At 74.8% G+C, this 12,192-nt stretch carries 10 protein-coding genes; 4 read left to right on the forward strand and 6 right to left on the reverse strand.

Going from position 1 to position 12,192, the window contains the following annotated elements:
* Positions 1–906: 906 nt before the first annotated feature.
* From ACFQRF_RS05880 to ACFQRF_RS05895, 4 genes are all read right to left on the reverse strand, one after another.
* Positions 907–1,695: a polyprenol monophosphomannose synthase gene (locus ACFQRF_RS05880; protein WP_379869485.1), complete on the reverse strand. Its 789-nt coding sequence runs from the start codon at positions 1,693–1,695 to the stop codon at positions 907–909.
* Positions 1,696–1,865: 170 nt separating this feature from the next.
* Entirely contained in the window at positions 1,866–2,669 is an 804-nt protein-coding gene (locus tag ACFQRF_RS05885) for a DeoR/GlpR family DNA-binding transcription regulator (protein ID WP_379869486.1), read from the reverse strand.
* Between the two features lie 143 nt (positions 2,670–2,812).
* The gene (locus ACFQRF_RS05890) at positions 2,813–2,983 is read right to left on the reverse strand and encodes a hypothetical protein (protein WP_379869488.1); all 171 of its coding nucleotides are present in this window, start codon (positions 2,981–2,983) and stop codon (positions 2,813–2,815) included.
* Between the two features lie 255 nt (positions 2,984–3,238).
* On the reverse strand, positions 3,239–4,495 hold the full coding sequence (locus ACFQRF_RS05895) for an MFS transporter (protein WP_379869489.1): 1,257 nt from the start codon (positions 4,493–4,495) through the stop codon (positions 3,239–3,241).
* A gap of 610 nt (positions 4,496–5,105) precedes the next feature.
* On the opposite strand from ACFQRF_RS05895, the gene ACFQRF_RS05900 reads away from it, so the two are divergent.
* The 4 genes from ACFQRF_RS05900 to ACFQRF_RS05915 all read left to right on the forward strand — a co-directional run bounded on the left by ACFQRF_RS05900 (position 5,106) and on the right by ACFQRF_RS05915 (position 11,067).
* Positions 5,106–5,861 (forward strand): 4'-phosphopantetheinyl transferase family protein, encoded by a 756-nt coding sequence (locus ACFQRF_RS05900; RefSeq protein ID WP_379869490.1) that lies wholly within the window; start codon positions 5,106–5,108, stop codon positions 5,859–5,861.
* 454 nt (positions 5,862–6,315) lie between these two features.
* On the forward strand, positions 6,316–8,475 hold the full coding sequence (locus tag ACFQRF_RS05905) for a prolyl oligopeptidase family serine peptidase (protein ID WP_379869773.1): 2,160 nt from the start codon (positions 6,316–6,318) through the stop codon (positions 8,473–8,475).
* A 279-nt stretch (positions 8,476–8,754) separates the two neighbouring features.
* Entirely contained in the window at positions 8,755–9,957 is a 1,203-nt protein-coding gene (locus ACFQRF_RS05910; RefSeq protein WP_379869491.1) for a JmjC domain-containing protein, read from the forward strand.
* Positions 9,958–10,200: 243 nt separating this feature from the next.
* On the forward strand, positions 10,201–11,067 hold the full coding sequence (locus ACFQRF_RS05915) for a (2Fe-2S)-binding protein (RefSeq protein ID WP_379869493.1): 867 nt from the start codon (positions 10,201–10,203) through the stop codon (positions 11,065–11,067).
* 10 nt (positions 11,068–11,077) lie between these two features.
* Here ACFQRF_RS05915 and ACFQRF_RS05920 read toward each other — a convergent pair whose 3' ends face one another.
* Positions 11,078–11,350 carry a hypothetical protein gene (locus ACFQRF_RS05920; RefSeq protein WP_379869495.1) on the reverse strand — a complete coding sequence of 91 codons (273 nt, stop codon included), beginning with the start codon at positions 11,348–11,350 and terminating at the stop codon, positions 11,078–11,080.
* Positions 11,351–11,744: 394 nt separating this feature from the next.
* Complete coding sequence (gene panD, locus ACFQRF_RS05925) at positions 11,745–12,158, reverse strand: aspartate 1-decarboxylase (protein WP_379869496.1); 414 nt, start codon at positions 12,156–12,158, stop codon at positions 11,745–11,747.
* Positions 12,159–12,192: the final 34 nt, after the last annotated feature.

Consider the following 12,192-nt stretch of genomic DNA (forward strand, 5'->3'; position numbering starts at 1 on the left):
CCGAGCCGGCCTTTCCATGTGTCGATGACCGCCTCGATCCACGGCGGGACCTGCGCCGTGGCCGGGCACAGCGGTTCGGCGTCGCCGGGTTCGGGCGGGACTCCGATCCTGCGGGGTTCGACTGACGTGGTCGTCGCGGCACACGTGGCAAGCGGTCGGAAGGGTGTCCAGGTCTCGTCTCACCGCAAGATCTTCGGCCCCCTAAGCCGTGTCCGCGACGACGGAGCGCTTGGCCGGGGCCGCGGTCTCCCGGTCGTCCCAGCGCCGGGCACCAGGTGACGGGCACGCCCTCGGCGGTGGTGACCAGGTAGCGGCGGCCCCGGAGGAACCGGGAGGGGGAGCGGCGGTAGCCGTATCCGCGCCAGGGCCGAGTGCTCGACCAGGTCGCGTGCGGCCGTGCACAGCGGCGGGGTGCGGTCGAACAGCCGGAGGTCGTTCAGGCCGGGACGGGCCTGGGCGGGGTCCCGATTCCGCGCGGTGTGGTGACGTGGTCGTCGCGGAGCACCTGGAGTTCGGTCGGAAATGCGTCCAGGTCTCGTCTCACAGCGAGCTCTTCGGGAGCCCGCTTCGCCCACGACCTCCTCGGGCATCGGACTCGGTCGTCCGGCCACCACCGGTCGCCCACCGCGATCGGCGCCCGCCCCATCCCGCGTCACCGGCCCCACGGGACGGAACACCCGGATCCCACCGCCGCGGCCGCCTTCCGGCCACCGCTGGCGCGGCAAACCCGCACCGCGTGGACGGATCGTCAAGAATCCGGCGTCTCCTCGCCGAGGACCCCGCCGCCGGGGCCGTGACATCCTGGCGGCGTCGGCGTGAGATGAGGGCCCTCGCCGCACCGCCCGGGGAGCGCGGACACCTCGCTGGGCGGCCGGCCGGTGCCCGCCGCGGCGGGCACCGGCCGGCTCACCGGGCGCGGCGGGCCGCCGCGCGCAGCTGGAAAGGCCGCAGCGCGGACTCCAGCTGGACGGCGAGGTCCATCTTGCTGGCGCCTTCCTGCCGGTCCTCGAAGTGGATCGGGATCTCCAGCATCTTCTGGCCGCGGCGGTAGGCGCGGAAATGCATCTCGACCTGGAAGCTGTACCCGCTGCTGTGGATGCTGGGGAGGTCGAGCGCCTCCAGAGCCGAGCGGCGCCACAGCTTGTACCCGGCGGTCACGTCGCGGATCGGCATCGCGAGGATCGCCTTCACATAGGTGTTGGCCCAGCTGCTCAGCAGCCGCCGCTGGACGCTCCACTGGTCGGAGAGGCTGCCGCCGGCCACGTAGCGGCTGCCGATGACCACGCCCGCGTTCGTGGACAGCGCGGTGCCGAGCAACTGGGGCAGGTAGCCCGGCGGATGGCTGAGGTCGGCGTCCATCTGGGCGACGAACTCGGCCCCGTCCTGGAGTGCACGGGTCATGCCGGCCACGTAGGCGCGCCCCAGGCCGTCCTTGGCGGTGCGGTGCAGCACGGTGATCCGGTTCCGGCCCGGGCCGGTCCCGTCGCCCGCGTGCTCGGCCGCGAGCTTGTCGGCGACGTCGCCGGTCCCATCCGGGGAATTGTCGTCCACGATGACCAGCCGCAGGTTCGGCAGCCCGAGCCCGAGCACCCGGTCGACGAGCACGGGCAGATTCGCCGCCTCGTTGTAGGTCGGGACCACCACGCTCACCGCGGACCGCGACCAGGGCTCGGGCAGTGTGACCGGGGTGGACATGTGGTGGCCTCCAGGGAAGTCGTCGATCGGCCTCTCGGCTCAGCGGGCAGCGTACGCCCCCGGGCGCGATCCCGGCGGCACTTCCGATTGTCCGGACTGCCCGACATCAGGACGATATGCCATCAGGGCGGTGGGGGATGGTCGTTCCACCGACGCCACCGGCGCCCCGGCTACTCGCCCCGGTCGACCTCAAGGACGGCGACGTGCACGGCCGTCCCCATGTCCTCCAGGGTCATCAGGACCTCGGGGTCGGCGTGGTTGTCGGTGATGAGGTGCGCGATGTGGTCGGACGGCACCGTCTGCACCATCGTGTCCGCACCGATCTTGGTGTGGTCGGCGAGCACGACGACCTCCTGCGCGCAGGCCACCAGCGCCCGGTCCACGCTGGCCACCGCCGGGTTGGGCGTGCTCAGCCCGCGCTCGGCGGTGACGCCGTTGCCCGAGACGAAGGCCCGGTGCACCCGCAGGCCGGCGAGCGACTGCTCGGCCGCGCTGCCCACCAGGGCCAGGATCGATCCGCGCAGCGATCCCCCGGTCATCACGACGTCGACGCCGGGCGCCGCGGCCAGCACTTGGGCGACCAGCAGCGAGTTGGTCACCACGGTCAGGCTCTGCCGGTTGACGAGCTCGCGGGCGAGCGCCTCCGTGGTGCTGCCGGCGCCCAGCACGATGGCGTCGTCGTCCTCCACCAGCCGGGCGGCGGCTTTGGCGATGGCGAGCTTCTCCGGCGCCGCCTGCCGGGCCTTCTGCGCGTAGCTCTGCTCGTTGCCGAGCCGGCCGGGCAGCGCGGCCCCGCCGCGCCGGCGGTCGATCAGGCCCTCGGCCTCCAGCGCCCGCACGTCGCGGCGCACCGTGACCTCCGAGGCGCGGACCTGGGAGGCGATGTCGCGCAGGGCCATGGCCCCGTTCGCGCGTACGAGCTCCAGGATCCGCTCCCGGCGCTCGGCCGCGAACGCCGGCTTGCCCTCGTCCATCGTGCATCCCCTCCGGACCCGCGACCGGCCGCGCACCGGACCGGACCGTGCAGGGGCGGTCCGGCCCCTGCACGATCGATCATAATCGGTCACGTGTCGCCCGGACGCCCCGAAGCCGGGGATCGACGGCGAAACGGGACGAGTCAGCCGGCGCGGAGCCCGCGCGCGGCAAGAGCCTCATCGACGGCGTCGTCGTCGGCCGGCTCCTCGGCCGTGGGCGCCGCGGCGCCCACGGCCAGCGTGGTGATGAACAGTGCGGAGAGAACGGTGAGCGCGACGAGGGTCGCCGCGCCGAACATGGCCATGAGTGACACGCGAAAGCTCCCTCGGCTCGGGGGGGACCCGCTCCCTGTCCGACCCTCCGGACCCGGTGATCCGGAAGATCACTTGACGCATGCCCCGCGCGGCACCCGATTACACCCCGGCGGCCCGCCGGATCCGGCCGCCCGAAGCCGCCGCGCCGTTCGGTCCCCTACGCCACCGGGCACGGAATCGGCCGCACCCGTTGTGGGGGTACGGCCGTTCCGCCGGCCCGCGGGCGCCTCGGCCGGGAGGCGCCCCGGCCCCGCTCAGGTGACGGCGAGGTCGGCCCGCCGCACGGTGTCCGCCGCGCCGAGCCGCCCGGCCGACAGCGCGATGACCAGGGCGAGCATCACCGGGATGGCCAGCGCCACCGGAAGGCTGCTGGAGTGCGCCACCGCGCCGATCGCGACCGGTCCGCTGAGCAGCCCGGTGTACCCCATCGCCGCCGTGAATCCGAGGTTGCGCCCGGCCCGGCGCGGGTCGTGGGTGGTGGCCGCCGTGAAGACCTGCGGGATGACGCAGGACAGTCCGGCGCCCATGAGCCCGAAGCCGACCACCCCGACGAGGGCGGAGGGCACCACCAGCCCCGCGCCGAGCCCGACGGCGGCGGCGAGCGCGCCGACGCGGACGATCCGCACGGCGCCGAACCGGCCCGCCAGCCGGTCGCCCACCAGCCGCCCGCAGGCCATCATGCCCGAGAACACCGAGAATCCGGCGGCGGCGAGTGCCCCGGAGGCGTCCCGGTTGTCGTGCAGGAAGACGGTCGCCCAGTCGGTGGCCGACCCCTCGGCGAGCATGCAGCAGAACGCGATCGTCCCGAACAGCACGACTCGCGGCGGGACGTCCGGCCGCAGCCGCCTTCTGCGCCCGGGCCGTTGCGCGGCGGTGTCGGCCTCGGTTTCGGTTCCGGTGTCCCGGCCGGGCAGCAGGCCGCGCCGCACCGCGAGCGACAGCAGCGCGAGCGCGACCGCCACGATCCAGAAGGTCGTGGCGGCGCTCAGGTCGACGTAGGCGGCGAACCCGCCGATGCCGGCGCCGACGAACCCGCCGATGGGGAACGCCGCGTGGAATGACGCCATGATCGGACGACCGTAGCTGCGCTGGATCCGGGCGGCGTGCACGTTGATCGGGACGTCGATCATGCCGTGTCCGAACCCGACCGCGAACAGCGCGACGAACAGGAACGGGAGCGAGTTGGCGTAGCCGGGGGCGATCAGCGCGAGGCTGCCGAAGAACGCGGCGGGCAGCACGTTGGCCGCGCTGCCGAAGCGGTCGACCATCCGGCCGGCGACCTGCATGGCCGCCAGCGCCCCCAGGGCGAGCCCCAGCAGGGCGATGCTCAGCTCGCCGTCGTTGAGACCGGCCTGTGCCTTGACCGCCGGAACGCGCGCCGCCCAGGCCGCCATGATCATCCCGGAGATGAAGAAGTAGATCCACACGGCGACGCGCGCTCTGCGCATCCGCGGTGTGGGTGAGGAGGGGTCCGGGAGCTGTTCGGACGAGGAGGACTGGATCTCAGACACGTAGTACCGCCACTCCGGAAGCTTGGATTTCGGTCACGTTGTCGTCGGGAGCGTCGGTGTCGGTGACCCGGGGTCCGATCGGGCCGGACGGGCCGGTCCGGCCCGGGTCACCTGGCCGCGCTTGCTGGAACCCGCCGCCACGCCGGCGCGGCGCGCCGGTCTCGTCGCGGCGCGGGTGACGGCGGTCCCGCCCGGGATCCGGGCGGGGCCGCCGTCCCGGACCGACGGCCCGCGGCGGCCGGGCACGACGGTGCCGGGCGGAGCGGAGACGGCCCGTGGGGGCGGCGACGGAAGGGCCCGCGCCGGGCCGCCCGCCGCGTCCTCGACCCGCCGCGGCGCCGCCTCGCCCGCCGGCCGGCCGAGGCCCGGACCGGCGGCCGGTGCGCAGCGCCCGGCGCGCTCCGCCAGGTCCGGCCCGTCCGCCTCGCCGAGGCGGACGGCGGTCGCGTCGACCCGTGCCGCGCTGTCCATGTCACCATTCAAACACGGATCCTGTTCGTTTTGCTTTCGAATTCACGAAAGTTATGTTCGGCCGAACATCGACACCGCACGAACGTGCCACCTCCGGCCCGCCGGAGCGGAGGCGGCGCCGCCGGTCCACAATGGAGCGGTGACGCGACCCTCGACCCCCGTCCGCTGCGACGTCTGGTGGGCGCCGCCCACTCTGGCCCGCCCCGGGCTCCTCGCCGTGCTCGACGACGGCGAGCGCCGGCGGCACGCCCGCTACCGAATCCCCGCCGACCGCGACCGCTACGCCGTGGCACACGCGCTCGCCCGGATCGTGTGCGCCAACGCGGCCGGCTGCGCCCCGCAGGACGTGGCGTTCACGCTGCACTGCCCGCGCTGCGCCGCCGAGGGCGAGAACCGGAAGGAACCGCACGGCAAGCCGGTGCCGGCCGGTCCGGCGCTCGGGCTGGAGATGTCCATCAGTCACTCCGGCGACCGGGTGGCGGTGGCGGTGACGAGCGGGGTCCCGGTGGGGGTGGACGTCGAGTTCGTCCGGGAGGACCGCGACATCGACGGCCTGCTCGACTACGCACTGACCGAGGCCGAGCGCGCGGACCTGGCCGCCGCGGGCCCCGAGCACCGGACCGCCGGGTTCTACACCTACTGGGCCCGCAAGGAGGCCCTGCTCAAGGCCACGGGCGAGGGCCTGTCCGGCGGACTGGCCTCGATCAGCGTGACCGCCCCGGCCGCCCCCGCGGACGTGCTGGCCTGGGACTCCCCGGCCGCTCCCCCGCACGTGCGGCTCGCCGACCTCGCGGCGGGTGCCGACTACCGCGCGGCCCTCGCCGCACTGACCGCCGCCCCGCTGGACGTGCGGGTCCACGACGCCGCTCCGCTGCTCACCGCCGTCACCCACTGAGCCCGTGCTCCGGCGCCGGGACGGCCGGAACCCGGATCCCGGCCGTTCCGGCACGGTGGGCCGCCCGCCGCCGTCGGTGGTGGGCACGGCGAGCCGCCTCGCGCGCCGCGCCGGAAGGAGCGGACCTCGGCGCTGCGCACGCGGGTCTCGACGCCGGCCGGCGTCGAGACCGGCGCCCCGGAAGCCTGCCGCCCGCCCCGGATCCCCCCGGCTCTTCCCGGTCCCCGGCCCGTGCCCGCGGCGCCCGGCCGTGGCCGCGCACGACCCGGGTGCGCCGCCGCCAAACGTTACCTGTTCGCCATATCTGTGGGCTTATGGGTAATGAACCAGCACCTTGACCGGTTTCGAAGATCGCCTGAAGGATGTGATCCGTGCGAGACCGCCCAGCCGCCCCCACCCGTCACCGTCGCCACCGGACCGACCGCCGGGTCCGGGACCGGCGCGGAGGCGTCTCCTGGTGAGTTCCCGGCCCCCGGGCGAGATCACCGCACCCGGGACGGCCGAGGGAGGCGGTGCGGCCGTGGAGATCCTCCACGGCCGGCGGGTGCCCGACCCGTTCCGCTGGCTGGAGGAGCCGGACAGCCCCGCGACGGCCGCATGGCTGGCCGAGCGCGAGCGGGAGTTCGCCGCCGCGGCGCGTTCCTGGCCGCTGCGCACCCGGCTGGCCGAGGACATCCGCACGCACCTGCGCACCGACCTGTGGTCACCGCCGGAGATTCGCGACGGGACCGTGTTCAGCACCCTGCGCCCCGCCGATGGCGAGCATCCGCGGCTGCTGGCGCTGTCCCCCTCCGCGTCCGGAGAGCGCACCGTCTTCGACCCCGCCGTGTTCGATCCCACCGGCCGGACCACGCTGGACGCCTGGGAGCCGAGCCCCGACGGACGGCTGGTCGCGGTGCAGACCTCCCGCGACGGGACCGAGCGCGGCTCCCTGCGGGTGCTGGACGCCCGGTCCGGGCTGCCGGTCGAGGAGCCGCTGCACGGGCTGCGCTACACGCACGTCGCCTGGCTGCCGGCCAGCTCCCCGCCCGCCTTCTACTACGTGCGCCGCGACGACCACGACGGCCGGCGCGGCGTGTGGCTGCACCGCGTCCACGGCGCCGGCCCGCGGCGCGACGTCCTCGTGCACGCCTGCGCGGCACCGCGCACCGTTCCCGGGGTGCGGCTGCGGCACGGGCGCTGGCTGCTCATCACCGAGAGCCACGGCACGGGGCACCGCAACGACGTCTGGATCGCCGACCTCGCCGGCCGCTCACCGGAGCGCCCGCCGCTGGTGCCGGTGCACGTCGGCCTGGAGGCGGAGTCCGAGGCCGACGTCGGTCCGGACGGCACGCTGTACCTGCGCACCACCCTCGACGCGCCACGCCGCCGGCTGTGCGCCACCACGCCGGACGCCCCCAGCCCGGCGCACTGGCGGGAGGTGCTTTCCGAAGACCCCGCGACCACACTGGACGGCTTCGCGGTGACCGGTGCCGCCGGGGGCGGGACCGGCGCGCTGCTCGCGTTGCGCACCCGCCTGGGCATCAGCGAACTGTCGGCGCACGACCCCGGAGACGGGCGGCTGCTGCACCGGCTGCCGCTGCCCGGAGAGGGCATGGTGACCCGCCTGGAGCCCACGGCGGACGGCGGCGCGAACCTGTGCTACGCCGACGTCACCACCCAGCAGGTCGTGCTGCGCTACCGCCCCGGAGACTCCGCGCCGACCCCGTGGCCGGGCCCCGGCACGGCACGCCGTCCGGGCCGGTGCGCCACGGTCCCGCCGGACCCCCGCGCGGTGCCCCCGGCCGAAGACGGCCCGCGACCGGGCGCGCGGGTGGCGCGCCGGGTCCTGTGGTGCCGTTCCGTGGACGGCACGCGAGTGCCGGTCACCGTGCTGTCCCTGGACGGCCGCGGCGGGCCCGGCCCGACGATCCTGCACGGCTACGGCGGGTTCGGCCGCCCCCGCCAGTTCGGGTTCAGCGCCACCGTTCTGGCGTGGCTGCGCGCCGGTGGCCGCTACGCGGTGGCGCACGTCCGCGGCGGCGGCGACGCCGGGCGCGACTGGCACCTGCGCGGGGCACGGCGGGCCAAGATCCGGGCGGTGCAGGACTTCACGGCGGCCGCCGACCGGCTGGTGGCCGACGGCGTGTGCCGGCGCGACCAGCTCTGCCTGTCCGGGGGCTCGGCCGGCGGGCTCCTGGTGCTCGCGGCCGCCGCGCTCCGCCCCGACCTGTGCGCCGCCGTCATCGCGTCGGCCCCGTTGGCGGACATGGTGCGGTTCGAACGACTCGGTCTGGGAGCCATGTGGACCCGCGAGTTCGGCACCGCCGACGATCCCGGCGACTTCGCGGCGCTGCTCTCCTACTCCCCGTACCACCTCGCGCTCGCGGCCGACCGCCCCCGGTGGCCGGCCGTCCTGCTCACCGGCTTCCACGGTGACACCCGCACCGACGCCGCGCATCCCCGCAAGATGTGCGCGGCCCTGCTGGCGACCGGCTCCGGCCCGCGCCCGATCCTGCTGCGCTACGAGCGCGGCGTGGGGCATGGTCCCCGCGCCGTCACCCGCGCCATCGACCTGGCGGCCGACGCGCACGCGTTCGCGGCCGCCGAGACGGGGCTGTCGCCGCGGCGCTGACCCCGGCGGCGGCTCACTCCCCACAGGAAGAGAGGTGAACGCACATGGAGCCGATCGAGATCGAGGTCGAGGACCTCACCGAGGTCACCTCGCGGGACATCACCGCGGGTGGCGACAACGACGGCACGGACTCCAGCTCCGACTTCATCTAGCGACCCCGAGCGGCCGCCGGGGACACCCGCTCCCCGGCGGCCGGCCCGCCCCGTCTCGCGCCCCCGCCGCCCGCAGTCGTTTCGCCGCGCATGTCATCCGGCCAGCAACCGTGGAGGATCACCGCTCGTGACCGATCGCCTGTTCACCGAGACGCTGCGCGCCGCCGTCGGCGAGGACCTGCTCGCGACCCGGCTCTCGTCGGACGTCATCTTCGCCGACCTCGGCGCGGAGACCGTGCGTCCGCTGCTCACCTTCGAGGCCCTCAGCGACCTGCTGACCACCCGCCCGCTGGCGCCGCCGCGGCTGCGGCTGCACCGCCGGGGCGCCCCCGTGCCGCCCGCACGTTACACCGAGACCGGCGAGTCCTCCCGCGCCGCCCGGACGCTGATCCGCCCCGACGCCCTCTATCGCGAGCTACGGGAGGGCGCCAGCCTGGTGCTGGACGCCATCGACCGGCTGCATCCGCCGATCGGCGCGGCGACCGACGACCTGATGCGCCTGGTGCGCGAGCGCGCCCAGGTGAACCTCTACCTGATCTGGGGCGACTCGCACGGCTTCGACACCCACTGGGACGACCACGACACGTTCATCGTGCAGGTCGCCGGGACCAAGTCGTGGCAGGTGCACGGGCCCGGCAGCCGGCGGTATCCGATGAAGGTGGACGCCGACCACACGCACACCCCGCCGGAGGGGACGCTCTGGGAGGGCGTGCTGCGTCCGGGGCAGGTGCTGCACGTGCCGCGCGGCTGGTGGCACACGGTGAAGGGCACCGGGGACGTCAGCATGCACCTGACGTTCGGGTTCACTCGCGCCACCGGGATCGACTGGGCGCGCTCGCTCCTGGACCGGCTGCACGAGGTGGAATCGTTCCGGCGCGACCTGCCGCGGTTCGCGACTCCCGACGAGCGCCGCAAGCACCACGACGAGCTGGTCCGCCTGCTGGCCGAGTCCGCCGAGGGCCACGACCTCGACGCGTTCCTCGCCGAGCGCGACGCCCGTTTCCCGCGACGGCAGTCCTTCGCCCTGCCGTGGGCGGTGGACGACGCCGAACCCACGGCCGACACGGTGGTGGAGTTCGTGCCGATTCTCCCACCGGCGCTGGAGCACGCCGAGGACGGTGCCGGTGTGGCGCTGACGGTGTCCGGGCGGCGGTACCGGCTGCCGGCGGTGGCCGAGCCCGTGCTGGCCGAGCTGGCCGCGGAACGGACGCTGACGGTCGGCGAGCTGGCCGAGCGGTCCGGCACTCCGGCGGCCACCACCGCGCAGGTGCTGCGCGCCCTGGTCCGGCACCACCTGGTGCTGCTCCGGCCGGGGCGGGCCGGCACCTGACCCGGACGGGACCACCGGGACCACACCCTCGCACGGGCGGCCGGCCGCGTTCCGGCCCGCCGCCTGTGCGGTGTCATGCCTGATTGCCGCCCACTTCCGGTTAGGGTAGCCTCAACTAAGAGATCATGGCGCCGGGGCGGTGTCGCCATCGCCGTACCGCCCGTCGCGGCGCCGGTCGATCCGCGTCGCCGGTCGCTTCGGGGCGCGGCACCTCATCCAGTGGCTGAAAGGGCGGACTCCCGCATGGAACGTACGCCGCACCCCCTCCAGACGGTGGTCGAGGCGTGCACGCCGCTGAAGTTCGCGCCACTGCCCGACATCCGCACGCCGGAGGTCCGCTCGGTCCGGGAGCACCCGGGCACCGAGCACTGGTACCGGGCCGACCTCATGGTCGCCGAGGGCATCCTGCCGACGCTCTTCGACCAGATCACCGCGCACCACGGCCCGAACCACAAGCTGCCCGCGGCCACGCACTTCATGCGGGCGCTGCTGCGCGAGCCGATCTTCATGGTGGCCGCCGGCACCTACCTCACCGGCCGCGCTCCCCTGGTCGACGGCGCGCACCTGTGGTTCCCGTGGCGGTCGAACGCCAGCTTCGGCGCGCCGACCGTCACCCGTACCCGGGTCGCCGTGCTGCCCGGCGACGCCTGCGCCGGTCATCCCGATGCCGTCGTGGTCCGCGACGAGGCCGGGCTGGACCGGCTCGCCGCCGAGAGCATGGTCGCGGCGTTCTCCCCCATCCTGGCCGCGCTGCACCGGCACACCCGGGTGGGCCTGCGCACGCTGTGGGGGTGGGTGATGGACACCATGCACTTCTACATGCTCAACCCGGCGCGGTTCCTCGGCCGCGACGCCGAGGCCGCCTGGGAGCGCGCCAGCCGGCTGGGCGACGCGCTGGTGCTCGCCGGCGCCACCACCCGCGCCCGGCCGCGGCTGTTCCCGTTCTGCGAGAACCACCCGCGCGGCACCTGGGCGGTGCGCGGCACCTGCTGCTTCGACTACAAGGGCGACCCCGAGCACGGCTTCTGCACCACGTGCCCGCTCAAGGAGGACGACGAGCGCCGCGCGGAGCTACGGCAGTGGATCCGCAATCCGGCCCTGGCCCCGTGAGGCCACGGAGTCAGCGGCGGCCGTACCGCCACCGCAGAAAGCCGTAACGGCGCTCCACCTCCCGCATCTCCGCGTACAGTCCGTCGGGTTCCTGGGCGGAGACGACGGTGCCGCCGGGCGGCACCGGCCAGCAGGCGAACGCCCAGAACCGCCGGGTGTAGGGACCCCACAGCACCACCCAGGTGCCCTGCTTCTGCCACTCGATGTGCGCCGCCATGCGGCGGCGGTCCGGGTCGATGCCGCGATCCTCGGGCGTCCCGTACGCCGCGGCGTCATCGGTCATCGCGTTCGCCACCGCGCGCTGGAGCGCCGGACGACCGGACAGCGCGCCAGTACCAGCTCGACCAGGCTCACCGGCGTTCCTTCCAGCTTCGGGGCCGCTGAAGAGGCACTGCCTGGGCGCGCCGCCGGCCGCATTGGCGGTGACGATCCGCCCGACAGGTGCATACCCGAAATCGCGGGCGTGATCGGGCCAGAACCGGCCACCGGGCGGCGGGCGGCGCGTCCCTGTTCCCCGCCACCGGCGTCACCGCTCGTCGGCGTGCCTGCGCCGCGACCCCGGTCCGCCGCCGTGCGCGGGCGCCCCGCGCCGTCGGCCGTCCGCCTCTTGACGGCGACCTACCGGCGATCTTCGCGCGGGACACGGACGGCCGTGCCGCCCGGCACGCCGCGGCCGGTTACCGCACCACGGTGCCCGGAACCTGGCCGGAGCCGGGGACCGGCTCGGCGGGGTCGGCGCCGAGGGCGACGATCCGGTTGGCCGCGTCGACGTGCACGACCCTCGGCCGGTGCCGCGCGCGCTCGACCTCGTCGAGCTGGGCGTAGGACATGATGATCACCAGGTCGCCCGGGCGGACGAGGTGGGCCGCCGCTCCGTTGATCCCGATCACGCCGCTGCCGGCCTCGCCGGTGATCGCGTAGGTGACCAGCCGGTTGCCGTTGTCGATGTCGACGACGTGCACCTGCTCGCCCTCGACGATGTCGGCCGCCGCCATCAGGTCGGCGTCGATGGTGATCGAGCCCACGTAGTGCAGGTCGGCCTGGGTGACCGTGGCTCGGTGGATCTTTCCGTTGATCAGAGTGCGCAGCACGTTCCTCATCCTCGGTGCTCGTGTCCTCGAAGGC

It is taken from the genome of Marinactinospora rubrisoli, assembly GCF_042664915.1.
GTDB classification, from domain to species: Bacteria; Actinomycetota; Actinomycetes; order Streptosporangiales; family Streptosporangiaceae; genus Marinitenerispora; species Marinitenerispora rubrisoli.

Excerpts from the sequence above, each read along its gene's own strand:
- ACFQRF_RS05885 (WP_379869486.1), bottom strand. The coding sequence starts at position 2,669 with ATGGACGAGGGCAAGCCGGCGTTCGCGGCCGAGCGCCGGGAGCGGATC.
- ACFQRF_RS05920 (WP_379869495.1), bottom strand. The coding sequence starts at position 11,350 with ATGACCGATGACGCCGCGGCGTACGGGACGCCCGAGGATCGCGGCATC.
- ACFQRF_RS05915 (WP_379869493.1), top strand. The coding sequence starts at position 10,201 with ATGGAACGTACGCCGCACCCCCTCCAGACGGTGGTCGAGGCGTGCACG.
- ACFQRF_RS05880 (WP_379869485.1), bottom strand. The coding sequence starts at position 1,695 with ATGTCCACCCCGGTCACACTGCCCGAGCCCTGGTCGCGGTCCGCGGTG.